Below are 19486 nucleotides of genomic sequence, written 5' to 3'. Positions count from 1 at the left end.
TCGTTTACTCTTTTCTCTTTTTATTTATTTGTAGGTAGCGTTCTTTTTGCTTACGGGCTAGTTTTTTGAAAGCAGCTTCAGCCTTGGTGGCTTCACTGCGAGTGGCGAAGCATTCCGTGTGGATCATCGTCAGTGGGCGACGGGACTGGAGGCGTGTATACTTCGCGCCAATGCCATCATTATGTTCCTTTAAGCGGCGATCCGGATCTGTCGTATAGCCGCCATAGTACGATCCATCCTTACATAGGAGTACATAGAAATAATGCTTAGTTGCCATAAAGCATCTGCCGAATCTCTGGCGTATAGGCCTGGTCTTCATCATAGGTAAAGAGCGGCGGATTGACTTTAAAGCCTTCTTCTTTTCCATCTTTAATGGCTTCGATGAGTAAGATGTTTGCGTCTTTGCCGTTTTTGGGATAGACGAACTGGACGTGCTTAGGTACAAGGCGTTGGCGACGCATCGCATCTAGTATCGTTAAAAAGCGATCTGGACGATGGACCAATGCCAAGCGGCCGTTAGTTTTGAGTAATTTGCTACTCATTGCAACGATTTCTTCTAAGTTTGTATGGATTTCATGTCGAGCAATCGCCAAGTAAGGATTGGGATTTTTGACGCTCTGTGGCTGATGAGGAAAATAAGGCGGATTGCAGACCAATAAGTCGACCGAGTCCGGGGCAACAAAGGCTAAGCTATCTTTTAAATCGGCCGTATAAATCTTCATTTGATTGGCTAAGTCGTTAAGTTGAATGCTACGTTGCGCCATATCAGCTAGGCGTTCTTGTAATTCGATTTGGATGATTTCGGCATTGGTTTTTCGGCTAATAAATAAGCCGACTGCGCCGTTGCCCGCACATAAGTCGACGATCCGTCCTTTTTTAGGAATGCGCGGGAAATTGGCTAGCAAAACCGCATCTAATGAAAAGGAAAAAACTTCCTTGCTTTGAATAATTTTAATATCATCTGCATATAGTTGATCAATACGTTCATTCGCATATAATTGAACCATTTTTTCACCTCCGAAGACTACGTTCAACATTATACCTTGTTTTTTCAAAGAAGCAACTGAGAAAAAGACTTGTCAATCAAGCCCTTTTCTTGCATACTACTGTTAAAAGAGAGAAAGGAACGACACGATGTTTTTTACGTTTATGCGCGGGTTGGTGCGCGTGATTTTGTTTGTTATTAACGGCAACGCCCGCTATCAAAATCGCCAAGCACTTCCGCAAGATGAAAATTATATTTTGGTTGCGCCTCACCGTACGTGGTGGGACCCATTGTACTTAGCTGTGGCGGCACGACCGAAGAAGTTTGCGTTTATGGCGAAAAAAGAGCTCTTTAAAAATCCAGTATTGTCTTTTATTTTGCGTCATGCGAATGCCTTTCCTGTGGATCGCGAAAATCCTGGGCCAAGTGCAATCAAGACACCTGTCAAAATTTTAAAGAACACGGATCTGAGCTTGATTATGTTTCCAAGTGGGACCCGGCACTCGACGGATCTAAAAGGAGGCATGGCCTTGATTGCAAAGATGGCGAAAGTCCGCGTGGTGCCATGTGTCTACCAAGGACCACTGACGCTCAAAGAGTTGTTTAAGCGCAAACGCGTCATTGTTCGCTTTGGTGAGCCGATTGATATTAGTGATATTCCCAAAATGAATGATGCCGGCATGCTTGAAGTCGAGCGACGAATCCAAACCGCATTCACAGCAATCGATCAAGCAGCAAATCCCGATTTTGTTTACAAAATTGAAGAAAAATAAGTAACAAAGAAAGCAGGAAGGTGCGAAAATGCCCGACCTGTTTTTTTCTTGTCATTTATAAGTAAGTTTTTCTGCATTTGTCTTGCTTGGTGGTATAATAGAGAAAGAATCATTTTTACGGGAGGAGCTACATCTTTATGAAATGGAGTATTCCAGAACGCATCATCGGTAAAGGAAGGGCCTATTTAGAAAGTGGCCGGGTTCTTTCTATCACACCTGATCCCGCGCAGCAAGTCTGGCATGCAGAAGTTTTGGGGAGTGAATTGTATCAAGTAGAACTTGATGCGACAGCTAAAGAAGAAGATTTTTGCCAGTGTCCGTACTGGGAAGAACATAAATACTGCAAGCATACGGTAGCGGCTGAGCTATACTTGCGCCAGCAGGGCAAGACTCGGCAGTTGCCAAAGGACGATACTACGGCTCCTCGCGTTTTTTCACCAGTCGATTTATTTGCGAATGGGTTAAAAAATCTTCACGAGCGGACAAAATCAGTATCGGCACCGAAATTAGGGATAGAAGTCTTACTTGAGTCATTGCCTACGAATCCTTACCACGATGATATGGATGTTTTGGGGATTTCGATTAAAGTAGGGCTACTAGAAGAGCGCAAATATGTTGTGAAAAATATTTATAAATTTTTGCAAATGGTGAGTGAAGAGAAGAAATATGTAGCCAATAAAAAACATACATTCTTATTAGCTAAGCAAGCCTTTGATTCAAAGACGGTTGCGTTACTTGATTGTTTACAAGCGATTGCGCAAACTCAACAACTACTTGGCCAACAAGGTTTGCAAGTAAAAGGGAAATTAGACAAAAAGTATTTGCTATTACCGGTAGAACAAGCAGAAAGTGTCCTTGCTACGTTACAGACGGTCCCTTTTCAATTTAGCGGACCGTCTGAGTGGACCACTATGACGGCTGAGTTTCACGAGGCACCACTATTGTATTTTATCAAAAAGCAAGGGGATAAAGCAGTCTTAGATGTAGCAGATGCGTTTGATAAAGTCTATCGTTATTATCACTGGGCGCTTAAAGATGGGCATCTCTATCGGCTATCTGATGAACAACTGACTGCCTATACTACGATTGAACAATTAATCAAACGATTGCCAGAGCCGGAAGTATCATTTGATCGTGAGCATTTCTCAAGTCTCTTTCGCCAAGTTGTCCCCGTCTTACGGACGGTTGGTCAAGTGACTGTGGCTCAAGAAGTCCAAGAATTGGTGACGGAAGAAGCATTACAGGTGACGTTTTATTTGCGCAAACGACGCGGCATGATCGATACAAAAGTGCACTTTCAATATGGCGACTCGATCTTTTCAACCGATGACAAAGAATCTGTCAAACCAATACGTACGCAACAAGTCTTGCGTGACTTAGAAAATGAGCAAGCTGTGTTAACACTTTTGGCTACACTAGGCTTTGAAAAAGATGAAACGAGTTGGCAAAGACCCATTCCGACAGGTGAGGCATTGTATCACTTTTTCCGAGTGGATATTCCGAAATTACGCCAAATGGGGACAGTGAAGATTGGTCAAAAGTTGCGTGAATTGTATTTGGATGGCAAGTTTTTAGCGCCGGATGTCTTGGTGGATGAAGAGTCTTCGTGGTTGTCGATTCGTTTTGATGTGACCGGGATTCAAGATCATGAAATTGATGCGATGTTACGCAGTCTGATGCAGCACGATCGGTTTTATACGTTGGAAAGTGGTCAAGTCGTATCGTTAGAAACAGAAGCATTCCAACAAACGGCACAAGTCCTTGCCCAATTGCGAGCGGGCTTTCAGTTTGAGAATGGGGTTGTTCAGCTACCGAAAAATCAAAGTATCCATGTCCAGCAAGTATTGGGTACGAACGTCTCATACAGTGACGACTTTAAGCAAATGACACAAAATTTGGTCCATCCAGAGTTATTTGCGGCCGAGTTACCTCAAGGCATAAATGCGCAGTTGCGCGATTATCAAGTGGCCGGCTATCGTTGGCTAAAAATGTTAAGTTCCTATCAATTTGGCGGGATTTTGGCCGATGAAATGGGACTTGGTAAGACATTGCAGGCGATTTGTTACTTATTATCGGAAAAGCAAGCAAACGAATCTTTACAAGCATTAATTGTCGCACCTGCCAGCTTGACGTACAATTGGTTGCAAGAAATTCGTAAGTTTGCACCGAGTTTGGATGCAGTCGTAGTGAATGGCACCAAAGAAGAACGTGAAGCGTTGTTGCAGCAAAAAGCAGATATTTACATCACTTCGTACGCTAGTCTGCGTCAAGATATAGACCAGTATCAGGCGCGTGCATTAGAGTATTTGATTTTAGATGAAGCGCAAATGGTGAAAAACAGTGGCACGAAGACGGCTCAAGCACTGCGCTCGCTATCTGTTCGTCAGCGTTTTGCATTAAGTGGGACACCGATTGAGAACAACTTGGATGAATTGTGGTCGTTATTCCAATTGATTATGCCAGGATTCTTCCCAGCTAAAGCAGTATATCGTCAATTTTCAGCCGAAAAGATTGCACAAATGATTCAGCCGTTTGTGCTTCGTCGAGACAAAGCGACGGTATTGAGTGATTTGCCTGAAAAGATTGAGATGAATTATTACAGCACACTGACGACCGACCAAAAGACGATCTACTTAGCCTACTTGCGGCAAATGCAAGAAGAAATTAGTCAGATGGACTCGAGCACCTTTAAAAAGAACCGTATCAGTATCTTGGCTGGATTGACCCGTTTGCGCCAAATTTGTTGCGACCCACGACTTTTTGTGGACGAGTATCAAGGTGGTTCAGGTAAGTTAGAGCAAGTTAAAGATTTATTGCTTGCAGCGAAGGAAAACAAGCGTCGAGTCTTATTGTTTTCTCAATTTACAAGTATGTTGAGCTTGATTGCCGATGAGTTAGATGAGATGGGGCTGAGTCATTTTTACTTGCGTGGTAGTACGCCGCCGAAAGATCGAATTGAGATGGTCGATGCGTTTAATGAAGGTGAAGCTGATGTTTTCTTGATTTCCTTAAAAGCTGGCGGCACGGGACTGAATCTTACAGGAGCCAACACCGTGATTCTCTATGATCTTTGGTGGAATCCTGCTGTTGAAGAGCAAGCAGCAGGTCGTGCGCATCGGATGGGTCAAAAGCAAGTGGTCGAAATTTGGCGCATGATTTCTGAAGGCACAATTGAAGAACGAATGGATGATTTGCAAAATGAAAAACGAGAATTATTCCAAAAAGTAATCCAAGGAAACGAAGCACAGCTACAACAAATGACCGAAGAAGATATTCGTTTGATATTAAGTATGGGCGACGAATAGAGGTGTGACAAAAGCGCATAGATCCGAGCGATAAGTACAAAAATCCCAAAAATTGATTTTAAAATTTTTGAGGATTTTTTACTTAAAGCCGATGGATCTGCTTTTGCCACGACCTTATTTTTTTCGCCAAGCAAGTGAAGGTGGTGATTATTCTCAGTTAAGGTATAATCATTGAGAAAGAAAAGGAGTGAGTTTATTGCGTGTCATGAAACAGTTTTTTGCGTACTACAAGCCTTATAAGGGCTTATTTTTATTAGATTTTGGCTGTGCTGTATTGGCAGGGGCGCTTGAGTTAGCATTTCCTGTCGCTGTGAATGTGGTGATCGATGATATTATGCCACATAATAATTTCCGCTATATTTTACTAGCCTGTTTGGGCTTATTATTGTTTTATATTTTGAATACGTTCTTGCAATATATTGTCGTCTATTTCGGTCATGCATTAGGTGTGAACATCGAGACAGACATGCGACGGAAGTTATTTTCTCATCTACAAAAGCAATCATTTGAGTACTACGACAACCAGAAGACTGGTAAATTGATGAGTCGGTTGACGACGGATTTGTTTGAAATATCCGAAGTAGCTCACCATGGGCCCGAAGATGTCTTTATAACAATTATGACGTTGGTTGGTTCATTTTACTTAATGTTTCGAATGCATGCTTCCTTGGCGATTGCCATGATTCTACTGGTGCCCTTTATTACATTTTCCATGTATTTCTTTAATAAGAAGATGACGACTGTCAATACTGAGATTTATGAAAATCTCGGTGAATTTAATGCGGGGATTGAAGCATCAGTCAGTGGCATCCGTGTAACACAATCTTTTGCCAATGAAGCGCATGAAAAGCAACGATTTCATCATCTGAGTGAGTTGTATCGCCAGTCCAAACACACGTTTTATCGTGTGATGGGTATTAGTTCAGCGTATAATTATTTTCTGATTCGCCTAATGAATTTGTTTGCATTGGTATTTGGGTCATACTACACTTTGCGCGGTGAGCTGACTAGTGGGCAATTTGTGAGTTTTATCTTGTTGTCTAATGTCTTTGTGCGACCGATTGAGAAAGTCAATATTATGATTGAGAGTTACCCAAAAGGAATTGCCGGCTTCAAACGTTTAAATGAAGAGCTTAACCGCAAACCAGCAATTCAAGACTCACCAACCGCGAAACCTGTCACAAAATTAGCTGGGTATATACACTACGACAATGTATCATTTGCCTATGATCCACAGCATCCAGTCTTAGACCATGTTTCCTTTTCCATCAAAAAAGGAGAAACGATTGCTTTTGTCGGACAAAGTGGTTCTGGGAAAACGACAGTCTGTAATTTGCTGCCACGCTTTTATGAGCGCACGGGTGGAAAAATTACGATTGATGGCATAGACATTCAAGACATTACCTTGCAATCACTACGGGAACAAATCGGTACCGTCCAACAAGATGTCTTTTTATTTCCCGGTACGATACGAGAAAATATATTATACGGGAAATTAGAAGCGGCAGAGGCGGAAGTAGAGCGCGCAGTCAAGCTAGCTCACTTAGAGTTTGTCATTAATCAATTACCTGATGGCTTGGATACGGTTATTGGGGAGCGCGGCGTTAAGTTATCCGGTGGTCAAAAGCAACGTGTAGCAATTGCCCGTATGTTTTTAAAGAATCCACCTATTTTAATATTAGATGAGGCAACTTCGGCACTAGATACCGAGACAGAACAAGTGATTCAAGAATCCTTAAATCAACTTGCAAAAGGGCGAACAACCTTGATTATCGCCCACCGTTTGGCTACCATACGTCATGCGACACGGATCATTGTGGTCAGTCCGGCGGGGATTGTCGAGCAAGGGACACACGAAGAATTGATGGCTACTCATGGTGCCTATCGACGATTGTATGAATCTCAGTTTGGGAGAAGTGACACATAAGGGGACAGGTGAAGGAGCCTGTGACGAAGTGATTGATTACGAAAGGAAGCTAAAAAGAAAGAAAACCTATATTTCATAAAGAAAAAAGGATACCTGACTTTTTTGTCTTGCTAAGTCTAATAAGAAAAATAGAATTCAGCTTTAATAAACTTTGTGAATAAAACAGTTTTTTGTAGTTGTTATATAATAAGTTTCTGATAGTTACCTAGTTTTAACACAGTCTTAACATATGAAAGAAAGCTTACAATCACAAAGTTTTTCATCAATTTTTACGATGATGAAATGAAAAAGCATGAAAAAATAGCTAGTAATTTAATTTTTTGTCCTGTATAATAAACTTATGAAATTGAAACAATATGTTGCATATGGTTGAATAGAAAAAGGAGTGATTACGTTGTTGACATTGTATACTTCCCCAAGTTGTACTTCTTGCCGAAAAGCCAGAGCATGGCTTCAAGAACACGAAATTCCTTTTGTCGAACGAAATATTTTTTCAGAGCCATTAAATATTGATGAGCTTCAAACCATTTTACAGATGACTGAAGATGGGACAGAAGAAATTATTTCTACCCGTTCTAAAGTGTTTCAAAAGTTAAATATGGACTTAGATGATTTGCCATTGAATGAGTTATTAAAGCTCGTTCAAGAAAATCCAGGATTGTTACGTCGTCCAATTATGGTCGATGAAAAGCGCCTGCAAGTTGGATTTAACGAAGATGAAATTCGTCGTTTCTTACCAAGAGATGTTCGTCAATTAGAGTTGCGGCAAGCGCAATTGATGGCTGGTTTATAGGCAGCGATCGGATGTAGTTACGAGTGAGTAGCTACATCTTTTTTTGTGTTTCCTAACATTGAGTTAGTGATAAATCCTTTACATTTTGGTAAGATTCGTTACAATGAAAGTAGCTAGAAATCGTAAAGTGAGGTGTAGCTAAGATGGAAATGGAGCACATCAATGAAAATACAATCCGTGTCTTAATAAAAGGCGAAGATTTAGCTGCGAGAGGATTCACTTTTTTAGACTTATTAGGAAATAAAGACGAAATTGAGAGTTTTTTCTATAGCATTTTAGAAGAAGTAGATGTCAATGAAGAATTCAAAGGTAGTGAAGCTGTGACGTTTCAAGTCATGCCAAAAGGGGACGGCCTTGAATTATTTATTAGCAAAAGCAATGCTGAAGAGTTAAATGAATCATTTAAAGCGTTCCGTGACGAAGATGGCGAATTACCTGAATGGTTTGGCAAGATGGATGATGAGAGTGATTTCGAAGAGGCTGGGTTAGAAGAGTTGGAGCAAGAGCTTGCAGCACAAAAAGAAGATGCTGATAAGAAGCCGACGCACCCTGTACTTTTACCAAAGCAATCACTTATTATTGAAATAGCCAATTTTGAAATGGTTGTCTGGTTGGCCCACGAAGTTCAACTTGAAGAGGTCGATACGACCCTCTACGCGATGAACCAACAATATTATTTGGCTATTCAGTTTTTAGGTGAGGATGTTCTTGAAGCAGAAAAGAAAAATATTCTAGCACATGTTTCAGAATTTGGCCGAAAATCCACAATTACAAAAGCTGTTCTGGACGAGCATGGTCAAGTAATTGTAAAAAATGACGCCTTACCATTTATCCGTGAACAATTTGCCCTTTAAACTAGGTTGTGACAAAAGCGCTTAGCTCTGAGCAATAACTCAGAAATTTCAAAAATTGTTTTTTCAAATTTTGGGAATTTTTTAGTTATTTCAAGAGAGCTGCTTTAGAACACCGTTTAAACTAGGTTGTGACAAAAGCGCTGCTATAAAAAGACCACCAAATCCAGAAGTTTGAGATATAACTTTTGGATTTGGTGGCCTTTTTGCGTATATATAGGCAGGAGGGATGACAATGTTATTGGCACAGTCGAAAGATGGTTCATATATTGACGCAGCACTTCTGGCGAAAAAAAAGAAGCGTGAGCGACCAAGGTTACACTGTCCAGGCTGTCAATCTCCTGTCCTGCTAAAAGCAGGAGAGCAAAAAATTGCTCATTTTGCACATTGTAAAGGGACGACCTGTCAGACGTATTCTGAAGGGGAGACGGTGGAACATTTGCAGGGCAAGCGATTGTTGCTACAATTCGTCTCATCTGCAACAATTGAAGCTTATTTACCTGAACTGAAACAAAGACCTGATTTATTAGCGGATAAGCGGGCACTTGAATTTCAATGTTCTCCTTTACCTTTTTCGCGCTTTCAGGAGCGGACGTTAGGGTATATCCAGGCACAATATCAACCAATCTGGATCCTAGGCTCAAAGTTACAGCCGAAGCGCCACTGGACGCATTTCCAAAAAGCATGCTGTCAACTGAATTCTGCTACTACTTTTTATAGCTTTGGCTTAGATGTGAGTCAGGAGAAGCTGCTTTGTTATCGAGGGATGCAATGGTCTTATCCTGTCGGTTATACATGGCAAGTTTATTCAAAAACACCGGCGCACCAGTGGAAATTTGAACGAGCGGTCTGTCAATCACTACACACGACTGAGTCTTATCCACATTGGTTACAACGGCAGCTTATGCAGTTGAACCCAACATTTCTGACATTGCAACAAAAAGTTTATGAGCTTGGTCTGTCAATTTTTTCGCTTCCTAATTGGTGCTATAGTCCGAGTCGATATGGCTTTTTATTTACACATGAACTATTGGTCTTACGGGCCTATTTTTGCTATTGGTCAACCTTTGATGACTGGCGGCACGCATGTCAAAAGACAAATCTATTAGAAGGGTGGCCGTATCTTGATTGCGAGCAGTTATGTGTTGAACTGTATCAAGAGTGTCAGCAATTAGCCAAGTATATGAAAAAATAAAATGCATCTACTAAAAAAAATATAGTATGATACAATAAAGTCTTCTGTGAGAAAAGCTACCATCATCACAGAAATAAGCGAAAAGGGGAGTTTTTAATTATGTCAGAAGTGCAACAATTACCAATACGAGAAGAAGTACCTGAAGCATTGACTTGGGACTTAACGAAGATTTTTGCCTCGGATGAAGCATTCGAAGCTGCTTTTGCCACAGTACAAGAAGAATTGAAGGAAGCCGATACATATAAAGGGACCTTAACAAATGGGGCAAGTGCATTTTTAAGTGCGATTGATTATTTGCTAAGTATTTCCAGAAAATTAGAAACACTTTATGTGTATAGTCATTTAAAAAATGATCAGGATACTGCCAATACGACATATCAAGCGCTAAATGCACGTGCAACAAATCTAGCTGCTCAAGTAGGAGCCGCATTGAGTTGGTTTGAACCAGAAGTTCTTTCATTAGCGGATGATGTGATTTGGGGATATTTTGATGAAGAAGCGGCTTTAGCACCGTATCGTCATTTTATTGAGACCATCGTTGCGAATCGTGATCATGTTTTACCTGCTGAGCAAGAAGAATTATTAGCAGCTTCTGGAGAAATTTTCGGCTCACCAAGCAAAACATTCTCTGTATTAAACAATGCTGATTTAGTATTTCCGACAATCAAGGGTGAAAATGGCGAGACTATTCAATTGTCTCATGGTGTTTATGGTCAATTAATGGAAAGTACGAATCGCGATGTGCGTGAAGCAGCCTTTAAGGGATTATATGAAGTATATAAACAATTTCGAAATACCTTTGCTTCTACATTAAGTACAAATATAAAAGCCCATAATTTCAAAGCATCTGCGCGCCATTTTGAGAGTGCTCGCCAAGCGGCCCTAAGCAGTAACCACGTGCCTGAATCTGTTTATGATACTTTGGTTGACGTGGTAAATGAGCATTTACCGTTGTTGCATCGCTATATGGAATTACGCAAACGCTTATTGGCTGTCGATGAATTGCATATGTATGATGTCTACACACCATTATTAGGCGAAGCGTCAATTTCTTATACCTATGAAGAAGCGGTCGAAAAAGCTTTAGAAGCATTAGCGCCAATGGGTGAAGAATACTTAGCAGTCGTGAAGTCTGCTTTTGACAATCGTTGGATTGATGTTGTCGAAAACAAAGGCAAACGCAGTGGTGCTTACTCTTCTGGTGCGTATGACACCTTGCCATACATCTTAATGAATTGGCATGATACATTGGATCAATTGTTTACCTTGGTTCACGAAATGGGTCATAGCGTGCATAGTTACTTTACTCGTACTAGCCAACCATATGTCTACGGTGATTACCCAATTTTCTTGGCAGAAATTGCTTCAACAACAAATGAAAATCTCTTAACAGAGTACCTATTAAAGACTGAGTCAGATCCAAAAGTACGTGCGTATATTTTGAATCACTATTTAGATGGCTTTAAAGGAACAATCTTCCGTCAAACGCAATTTGCTGAATTTGAACACTTTATGCATGTGGAAGATGCCAAAGGGACGCCACTGACGGCCGAGTTTTTAAGTGAATCTTATGGGGAATTGAACAACAAGTATTATGGACCAGCGTTATCAAATGATGATGAAATCAAGCTTGAGTGGTCTAGAATTCCGCATTTCTACTATAATTATTACGTGTTCCAATATGCAACAGGCTTCTCTGCTGCATCGGCTTTGTCTCACAAGATTTTGACAGAAGGACCTGAAGCATTAACGAACTATCTTGCTTACTTGAAATCTGGATCAAGTGATTATCCAGTAGAAGTAATGAAAAAAGCAGGCGTGGATATGACTAAAGCTGATTATATTGTTGATGCGATGAAAGTCTTTGAACAACGTCTGAATGAATTGGAAGCATTAGTAAAAGAATTAGAAAATTAATTTGTTTCTAATTATGTAAAAACGAGCTTCTGATAAAAGAAGCTGAGAAAGCATTCATAAATAGTAACGAAAAGACCAAAACATCCGGAAGTAGTTTCTCAAACTTTTGGATGTTATGGTCTTTTTATTGTAGTAGCTCGTTGTGTCTCGCTGGTTTATTTTGTTGAATCAGCGGCTTCTTTTGCACGCTGAATTTTATTTTTTGTTGGATGAAAGGTCAAATTCCAGTTGTTTAAAAGATTTAAAAAATGAGCCTGATCCGCATGTGCCTCATCGACTTCTAGCTCTAACTCATAGTCATGGAGATTATGAGCCCAGCTTTCATCAATGGCTAATAGTCCTTCATTGATCGGTAGTTCGGCACGTTTGGTGGTCAATTCGGCAAATTTTACGACCTCAGCTGGATGTATCCCAAGTGTCTCTAAAGCTTGTGCCACTGCGCCTTCATTTGGAATCCGTCCTAGCTGCAACAATTCTTTGGCTTCTGCGAGCGTTAGTTGATCGGTTGTTTCGAGCTTTCCGACTGGTTGAGGAGATTTTAAGGTGAGTTCTGCATAAGTATCTAATAGACGAATACGCAAGCCACACTTTTTGGATTGTAAGGTAAAAGTCGGGGTATCGAAATAACTATTTGTCTGGATGAAAAATTCCGTGATGTTTAGCTTTGTTAAAAGGCGAGTATATTCTTCTTTGGTTAAGGCAGTTTTCCATTCGATTTCAAGTTGTTCACTCATAAGGGTCCTTCTTTCTGTGTGTTTTCTTTGGTTTTACTTGAAAGAAGACAATCTGTCAACTTTCTAAGAGCTTTCCTTTTTGTAAAGAAAGTAATAGGACTAAAGATTTTCTCTAAATTATGATAAGATAAGCCTGTATGTTTAAAAGAAACGAGGGATCCAAATGGAACGTGATTGGGATAATTTTTTAGCGCCGTATGAGCAGACCGTCTCAGAATTGAAAGTGAAGTTACGGGGCATTCGCAAACAGTTTCGTGAACAAAATAAGCATGTACCAATTGAATTTGTGACGGGGCGGGTAAAGCCTGTCGATAGTATCGTCACCAAAAGTAAATTAAGAAATATCCCATTTGACCGCTTGGAAGAAGAGATGTCTGACATTGCTGGCTTACGAATTATGTGTCAGTTTGCAGAAGATATCCATCAAGTCGTGCAGCTTATTCGCAATCGCAATGATATGCGTGTATTAATTGAGCGTGATTACATCAGCAATCAAAAGAACAGTGGGTACCGGTCGTATCATTTAGTCGTCGAGTATCCAGTCCAATTAGTTACTGGTGAAAAGAAAATATTAGCTGAAATTCAAATTCGCACATTGGCGATGAATTTTTGGGCAACAATTGAACATTCGCTAAACTATAAATATCAAGGAGATTTCCCACCAGAAATCGGCAATCGTTTGCGACGAGCAGCGGAAGCAGCCTATCAATTAGACGAAGAGATGTCTAGTATTCGCGAAGAAATTCAAGAAGCGCAACATTTATTTATTAGAGGTAAAGGCGAGCATCGTGCGCATTCTGACGAGACAGAAAGGACACTAGAGCATGGTAAAATTGAAGATAGCAGTGGTCCACAATAAGACTGAACACACCTTACAAATTACAGCTGAACTATTAGAAAAATTAGTAGCTGCTGGCCATACCATCGATCAACGAAATCCAGAACTAGTTATTTCGGTAGGTGGGGATGGTACACTTTTGTCTGCTTTTCATTTGTATAGCCACAAATTGGACCAAGTGCGCTTCATTGGTGTGCACACGGGGCATTTAGGTTTTTATACTGATTGGCGTGATTATGAGTTGGATGATTTAATTGAGCTGTTAAGTACAAGAAAAGACGAGAGTGTCAGTTATCCTTTATTAGACGTGCGGATTACGTATCGAAATGGTAAGCCCACGAAGCATTTCTTGTCGCTGAATGAATCAATTGTCAAACGGACTGATTCTACGATGGTCGCAGATATATACATTCGTGATGAACTATTCGAGCGCTTTCGTGGCGATGGCCTGTCCGTATCGACGCCAACAGGATCGACAGCGTATAATAAAAGCATTGGAGGAGCGGTCTTGCATCCACGAATCAATGCCATTCAGCTTGCCGAGATTGCCTCATTGAATAACCGTGTTTTTCGGACACTTGGCTCACCCATGGTAATTGCCAGCCATGAATGGATCGAGTTACGGATGCAAGATAGTGCTGAATGCTTGGTTACGGTAGATCAATTTCAGTTACAACAAGAGGAAATTAAGTCGATCTTTTATCGAATTGCTGAAGAAAAGATTCAATTTGCATCTTATCGGCATACACATTTTTGGCGTCGCGTGCGCGATGCATTTATTGGAGAGATAGAAGAATGAGGTTTGAGTATACCTTTCAAAAAGCTGAAACACAGCAAGTGAAGTATTTTTTAAAGGAGCAAGGCATTTCTCGGGGATTGCTTGCTAAAATTAAGTTTCAAGGTGGCGCGATTTTAGTGAATCAGCGTGTTGAAAATGTCTTGTATTTTCTTCAAGAAGGGGATATAGTGACGATTGTGACGCCCGATGAAAAGGAACATGAGACATTGTTGGTAGACAATGCACCAATTGAGGTTGTTTTTGAAGATGATCATCTCTTAATTGTCAATAAGCCAGCCAATGTCCCATCCATCCCTGCCCAATATCATCCGAATCAAACGATGGCCAATCGAGTGAAGGGTTATTACAAGCGGAAGAACTATCCGAATCAAGTCGTTCATATCGTGACTCGATTGGATCGAGATACGACTGGATTGATGGTCTTTGCCAAGCATGGGTTTGCTCATGCCAAGCTCGATGTTCAATTACGCGACAAATCGTTTACTAAAAAATACCAAGCGCTCGTGTTTGATGAAGCAAATGCGCTTGAGAATCATGCAGAAATTATTGCGCCAATTGGCCGCAACGATGCTTCGTTGATTCAACGACAAGTCGTAACGGATGGACGTTATGCCAAGACGGAATATTGGTTAGAAAAAAAATACCAGCAAATCGCCTTGGTCGATATCCAATTGCATACCGGGAGAACCCATCAAATCCGTGTTCATTTTGCATCGATTGGGTGTCCATTGCTTGGTGATGATCTTTATGGTGGTCGCTTAGACTTAGGGATAATGCGGCAAGCATTGCACTGCTATGAGTTGCATTTTACCCATCCATTTTCCGGGGAAGCATTGTCATTTGTACAGCCATTACCTGAAGATATGGCACGCGTCATTCAGGCGACATTTTAAGTGAGGTGAGAGGATTGGAAGAAACACAAGAAAATTTAGCCAAACAATTTCAACAACTGGAAGTAGCATTGCAAGAGAATCAGTTGCAAGCCTTTCGGGAAAATTTTTTAGCTCTCCATATATATGAACAAGGGCAGTTTTACCAGTCTCTCGATGCCGCCAAACGTCGCTTAGTCTACGCCTACTTATCACCAAAAGAATTAGCGGATATGTTTGATTCATTGGAAGACACGGACGAGATGAAGAACTACTTGGAAGAAATGCGCCCGACCTATGCCGCTGAAATGCTTGGGCATATGTATACGGATAATGCCGTTGACATTATGAAGACGTTGCCTAAGCACCAGCTAGCTCAATATTTAACACTGATGGATAGTGAAGAAGCCACTGAAATCAAAGATCTATTGCATTATGAGGATGATACAGCCGGATCCATTATGACCACAGAGTATGTTTCAATTGTGGCCAATCAAACGGTTCGTTCGGCCATGTATGTGCTAAAATCGCAAGCAGATATGGCCGAAACCATCTACTATATTTATGTGATTGATCAAGAAGAACGTTTAGTGGGTGTGTTGTCTTTAAGAGATTTGATTGTTAATGACGATGATCGCATGATTGAAGATATCATGAGTAAGCGCGTCATTAGTGTCCATGTAGGGGACGACCAAGAAGACGTCGCCCAAACGTTTCGGGACTACGATTTCCTAGCGTTGCCGGTCATTGATTATGATGGTGGTTTGTTGGGGATTGTGACGGTCGATGATATTATCGACGTTATCGACGATGAGGCTGCGAGTGACTACTCAGGACTAGCCGGAGTTAACGTAGAAGAAGTCTATGAAAATCCAGTAAAAGCTGCCAGCCGGCGTCTTCCGTGGCTGATTACGCTATTGTTTTTAGGGATGGCCACGGCTTCGTTAATTAGCCGCTATGAAGAACTAGTCAGTGAGGCCAGTATTTTAGCGGTCTTTATCTCATTGATTACTGGTACGGCCGGAAACGCTGGGACGCAATCACTGGCGGTCGCTGTTCGGCGTCTGGCGATCAATGACGACAAAGAAAAAACAATCTGGAACACGATTATCGGAGAAGTGCTGACGGGTCTAGTGACAGGAGCAGTTACCGGGTTGACGATCTTTTTGATTGTCACCGTTTGGAAAGGTAACCCGATCTTAGGTTTTGTGATTGGGATGGCGATGATGTGTGCCATTACGGTCGCGAATTTAGCAGGTAGTCTGATTCCAATGTTAATGGATAAATTAGGATTCGATCCAGCGGTCGCAAGCGGTCCATTTATTACGACTTTAAGCGATTTGACTAGTGTGTTGATTTATTTCAATATTGCGAGTATCTTTATGAACTATTTTATTAAATAAAACGAAGCTGAGACGAAATCAGCTACAAAAAGACCGGCCAATCCAAAAGTGTTTTTGAACCACTTGGATTGGCCGGTCTTTGTTTGTAATTCATTGTGGTGTTTTGCTAGTATTTCGTATCTTTAGCAGTTAGGTTGATGAGTTTGGTGCCGTGTAGTTCGACGCAACCAAGTGTCGATAGGACTTGATTTTTATTTTGAGCGGTGATACCCCCGCCGATAATAAAAGTCATCCGTGGGTCGGCTGCGGCTAGCAGTTCTTTTAATGCTGGATAAAAGGTTTCAACGGGTTGATCGAGTGGGCCGCCGTGAGTAAGAATGCGCGTCACACCTTGCTCTGCCAGCCAAGTTACCGCCGCTAGCTGCTTGTCTTTTGGTATCTCGTCGAAGGCCATATGAAAGGTTACTTGTAATCCTTGAGCTTGCTCAAGTAAATCTAGCATCGCATCTTCATCGATCAAATGCTCTTGGGTTAAGCAGCCAATCACGATGCCATCGATGCCGATTTTCTTGGCTTCGAGGATGTCGCGTTCCATAATTTTTAACTCTATGTCATTATAGACGTAGTCACCGCCTCTTGGACGAATCATTACCATTAGAGGGATGCCTTGTTCTGAAGTGTAGGCTAGACTCTCTGCCATCACCCCGATACTAGGAGTGGTGCCACCGACTGCTAAGTTGTCACATAATTCAATTCGTTGTACACCTTCGCGCAAAGCTTTTGGGATGGCGGTAAAGTTTTCCGCGCAAAATTCTTGGATCATTTTTGTGTTTCCTCCACTCTTGTTCTTACTCTAGCATTTTACCATAAAGTTATGCTAAAGTAAGAACAAGAGTGGAGGGAAAGCATGTTAAAAAAAATTGAACGCGGACAACAATTTGTCTGGCAACATCAGGACTTGTTTCGTTGCCCCATTTGTTTTTCTCCAATGAGTGAACAACCGCGAGGATTAAAATGTCAATCGAATCATCAGTTTGACGTCTCAAAGAAAGGCACGCTGTATTTTCTTACTCATGCGATTGATAGTGACTATGATGCAGAGTTGTTTCATGCTCGCGGGCGAATGATTCGCTCGGGAATGTATCGGCCTGTTATAGAGAGGATTGCAAAAGAGTTAGCCGACACGCGGGTGTTAGATGTGGGTTGTGGTGAAGGAAGCTTCTTGAGTTTATTGACGGAGCAAGGCACTCCTTCGGTAAGTATTGGCTTTGATATTGCCAAAGAGGGTGTTTACCAAGCATCAAGTCAACCGAACGGTGATTTTTGGTGTACGGCTGATTTAACGAATTTGCCTTTTACGAATGGTGCATTTGAGGCCGTTTTAAATCTTTTTTCACCATCGAACTACCAAGAATTTGCTCGGATACTTTCTCCAGGTGGTAAGGTAATCAAGCTAATACCCAATGCGAACTACTTGAAAGAATTACGCCAGGGGTTTTATCCAGATGACCTTCACAAACAGACCTATTCAAATGAGCGCGTACTGGCTAAATTCTTCCAAGAGTTTCCAGACGCAAGCCATGAAAGATTTTCATACGTTTTCACTATTCCAAAAGAGCGTCAAAGAGATTTACTTGAAATGTCTCCGCTCGAGTGGAATGCTACTGAATCCAAGAAAGAAGAGCTCTACCAACATCCTTTGAAAAAAATAACAATTGATTTAGATTTGTTAATAGGAACGAAAGGAATGAAATAGTTACATTTTTTTTATTTTACCCTTGCATAAATAACACGGGAGTGATATATTGTTCTCAAGTCATTTTTCATTGGTTTTTATCAGCATCCTGTTCTGATAAAAGTTAGTGAAAAAAGCTTCACTAACGTAACAACTCGCCGTGCTTGATCACCGAGTTGGTACGTTTTTTTTATATATTAAACCAAGACGATAAAGGAGTCTTCATTGTGAACCATATTGTATTATACGAACCATTAATTCCAGCTAATACTGGTAATATTTCTCGGACGTGCGCTGCCACAAATGCGCCGCTGCATTTAATTGAACCACTAGGCTTTTCAACAGATGACAAACACTTAAAACGCGCAGGTCTTGATTATTGGGATGCTGTGGATATTACGTATCATAAAAGTTTAGCCGACTTTTTGACTTATTTAGGGGAACGGCCGTTACATTTAGTGACCAAGTTTGCCAATCAGACCTATTCGGAAGTGAATTACGCAGACAATCAGGAGCATTTCTTTTTATTCGGCAAAGAGACGACAGGGTTACCAGAGGACTTCATGCGTGAGAATGTAGAAAAGTGCATACGTATCCCGATGAATGACGAGCACGTTCGTTCATTGAATTTATCCAATACAGTGGCTTTGGTATTGTATGAAGCATTGCGTCAGCAAGATTTTCCTAAGTTGGAAAAAGCGCACCATTACACCAATGATAAATTAGATTCTTATTAAGATGGAAGTGGAGAGGGCAGATGGATCTTTATTTTACAAGACATGGGAAGACTGAGTGGAATTTGGAGCGTCGCTTTCAAGGCATGAAGGGGGACTCCCCGCTTTTGCCAAGTAGCTTCTTAGAGGTACAAGCGCTCGGGCAGCATATAGCGGATGTGCCATTTGAGCATATCTATTGTAGTTCAGCTCCGAGAGCACAAGTCACAGCACAAGAAATTAACAAGCAATTGACAAAGTCAGTCGCGATTACGCCGACAGATGCTCTATTAGAGATGGGCTATGGTATTTTAGAAGGGCAATCGATTGATGAGATGCTTGCCAAATACCCGACTGAGCTTGGAAACATGCGGTTTCATATGGATCAATACGATCCTACGCCTTTTGAAGGTGAGACAGTCGCGGCGATGATTGAGCGCATGACAGCTTTTATTACCGAAAAAGTCGGCGCGCATACGGGTCCCGTCTTGTTCGTCGGTCATGGTTCTTCCATGACTGCAGCCGTGCAAGCATTGCTTGGCAAGCCAGCTTCAGAGTATCGTTCGATGGGTGGATTGTATAACAATAGCCTAACGATTCTAGAGACTGAAACCAAGCAACTACCATATCAACTAAAACTTTGGAATGATGCTTCGTTTTTAGAGAAGGATGCATCACTTGATTCATTGCTATAAACGAAAGGAGCGGA

General features: G+C 41.2%; 18 protein-coding genes. 14 read left to right on the top strand and 4 right to left on the bottom strand.

Annotated elements, in window-relative coordinates; translation table 11 throughout:
* Window positions 1–4: 4 nt before the first annotated feature.
* Window positions 5–277: a GIY-YIG nuclease family protein gene (locus tag HMPREF9088_RS00955; RefSeq protein ID WP_007207218.1), complete on the bottom strand. Its 273-nt coding sequence runs from the start codon at window positions 275–277 to the stop codon at window positions 5–7.
* On the bottom strand, window positions 267–1007 hold the full coding sequence (locus HMPREF9088_RS00950; protein WP_040366012.1) for a tRNA1(Val) (adenine(37)-N6)-methyltransferase: 741 nt from the start codon (window positions 1005–1007) through the stop codon (window positions 267–269). Before HMPREF9088_RS00950 ends, HMPREF9088_RS00955 begins: the two co-directional genes overlap by 11 nt.
* A 127-nt stretch (window positions 1008–1134) precedes the next feature.
* Between HMPREF9088_RS00950 and HMPREF9088_RS00945 the strand changes: the two genes are divergently transcribed.
* The 7 genes from HMPREF9088_RS00945 (at window position 1135) to pepF (ending at window position 11746) form a co-directional block, all read left to right on the top strand.
* On the top strand, window positions 1135–1758 hold the full coding sequence (locus tag HMPREF9088_RS00945; RefSeq protein WP_007207216.1) for a lysophospholipid acyltransferase family protein: 624 nt from the start codon (window positions 1135–1137) through the stop codon (window positions 1756–1758).
* 137 nt (window positions 1759–1895) lie between these two features.
* On the top strand, window positions 1896–5063 hold the full coding sequence (locus HMPREF9088_RS00940; protein ID WP_007207215.1) for a DEAD/DEAH box helicase: 3168 nt from the start codon (window positions 1896–1898) through the stop codon (window positions 5061–5063).
* Window positions 5064–5268: 205 nt separating this feature from the next.
* Window positions 5269–6990 (top strand): ABC transporter ATP-binding protein, encoded by a 1722-nt coding sequence (locus HMPREF9088_RS00935; RefSeq protein WP_040367082.1) that lies wholly within the window; start codon window positions 5269–5271, stop codon window positions 6988–6990.
* Window positions 6991–7384: 394 nt separating this feature from the next.
* Window positions 7385–7783, top strand: a complete 399-nt coding sequence (gene spxA / locus HMPREF9088_RS00930) for a transcriptional regulator SpxA (RefSeq protein ID WP_040366011.1) — start codon at window positions 7385–7387, stop codon at window positions 7781–7783.
* 143 nt (window positions 7784–7926) lie between these two features.
* Window positions 7927–8637 (top strand): adaptor protein MecA, encoded by a 711-nt coding sequence (locus HMPREF9088_RS00925; protein ID WP_007207212.1) that lies wholly within the window; start codon window positions 7927–7929, stop codon window positions 8635–8637.
* Window positions 8638–8863: 226 nt separating this feature from the next.
* Complete coding sequence (locus tag HMPREF9088_RS00920) at window positions 8864–9829, top strand: competence protein CoiA (RefSeq protein WP_007207211.1); 966 nt, start codon at window positions 8864–8866, stop codon at window positions 9827–9829.
* Between the two features lie 99 nt (window positions 9830–9928).
* Window positions 9929–11746 carry an oligoendopeptidase F gene (pepF, locus tag HMPREF9088_RS00915; RefSeq protein ID WP_007207210.1) on the top strand — a complete coding sequence of 606 codons (1818 nt, stop codon included), beginning with the start codon at window positions 9929–9931 and terminating at the stop codon, window positions 11744–11746.
* A gap of 155 nt (window positions 11747–11901) precedes the next feature.
* On the opposite strand, the gene HMPREF9088_RS00910 is transcribed toward pepF, so the two are convergent.
* The gene (locus HMPREF9088_RS00910; RefSeq protein WP_007207209.1) at window positions 11902–12480 is read right to left on the bottom strand and encodes a CYTH domain-containing protein; all 579 of its coding nucleotides are present in this window, start codon (window positions 12478–12480) and stop codon (window positions 11902–11904) included.
* Between the two features lie 163 nt (window positions 12481–12643).
* Here HMPREF9088_RS00910 and yjbM point away from each other — a divergent pair, with 163 nt between their 5' ends.
* The 4 genes from yjbM to mgtE are packed head-to-tail and all read left to right on the top strand — an operon-like array spanning window position 12644 to window position 16389.
* On the top strand, window positions 12644–13339 hold the full coding sequence (gene yjbM / locus HMPREF9088_RS00905; protein ID WP_007207208.1) for a GTP diphosphokinase: 696 nt from the start codon (window positions 12644–12646) through the stop codon (window positions 13337–13339).
* Complete coding sequence (locus HMPREF9088_RS00900) at window positions 13305–14117, top strand: NAD kinase (RefSeq protein ID WP_007207207.1); 813 nt, start codon at window positions 13305–13307, stop codon at window positions 14115–14117. Before yjbM ends, HMPREF9088_RS00900 begins: the two co-directional genes overlap by 35 nt.
* Window positions 14114–15010, top strand: coding sequence for an RluA family pseudouridine synthase (locus tag HMPREF9088_RS00895; RefSeq protein ID WP_007207206.1), 897 nt, complete (start codon window positions 14114–14116; stop codon window positions 15008–15010). The genes HMPREF9088_RS00900 and HMPREF9088_RS00895 overlap by 4 nt, the downstream gene beginning before the upstream one ends.
* Window positions 15011–15024: 14 nt before the next feature.
* Window positions 15025–16389 carry a magnesium transporter gene (gene mgtE, locus HMPREF9088_RS00890; RefSeq protein ID WP_040366009.1) on the top strand — a complete coding sequence of 455 codons (1365 nt, stop codon included), beginning with the start codon at window positions 15025–15027 and terminating at the stop codon, window positions 16387–16389.
* 106 nt (window positions 16390–16495) lie between these two features.
* On the opposite strand, the gene HMPREF9088_RS00885 is transcribed toward mgtE, so the two are convergent.
* The gene (locus tag HMPREF9088_RS00885) at window positions 16496–17152 is read right to left on the bottom strand and encodes a copper homeostasis protein CutC (protein WP_007207204.1); all 657 of its coding nucleotides are present in this window, start codon (window positions 17150–17152) and stop codon (window positions 16496–16498) included.
* A gap of 84 nt (window positions 17153–17236) precedes the next feature.
* Between HMPREF9088_RS00885 and HMPREF9088_RS00880 the strand changes: the two genes are divergently transcribed.
* The 3 genes from HMPREF9088_RS00880 (at window position 17237) to HMPREF9088_RS00870 (ending at window position 19472) form a co-directional block, all read left to right on the top strand.
* A complete protein-coding gene (locus HMPREF9088_RS00880; protein ID WP_007207203.1) occupies window positions 17237–18085 on the top strand; it encodes a putative RNA methyltransferase in 849 nt (282 codons plus the stop codon).
* A 203-nt stretch (window positions 18086–18288) separates the two neighbouring features.
* Entirely contained in the window at window positions 18289–18801 is a 513-nt protein-coding gene (gene trmL / locus HMPREF9088_RS00875) for a tRNA (uridine(34)/cytosine(34)/5-carboxymethylaminomethyluridine(34)-2'-O)-methyltransferase TrmL (protein WP_040367080.1), read from the top strand.
* Window positions 18802–18821: 20 nt separating this feature from the next.
* Window positions 18822–19472, top strand: coding sequence for a histidine phosphatase family protein (locus HMPREF9088_RS00870; RefSeq protein ID WP_007207201.1), 651 nt, complete (start codon window positions 18822–18824; stop codon window positions 19470–19472).
* Window positions 19473–19486: the final 14 nt, after the last annotated feature.

Origin of the sequence: Enterococcus italicus DSM 15952 (genome assembly GCF_000185365.1) — a bacterium.
In the GTDB taxonomy this organism is placed as follows: Bacteria; Bacillota; Bacilli; order Lactobacillales; family Enterococcaceae; genus Enterococcus_G; species Enterococcus_G italicus.
This window is presented reverse-complemented; position numbering and strand designations above follow the sequence as displayed.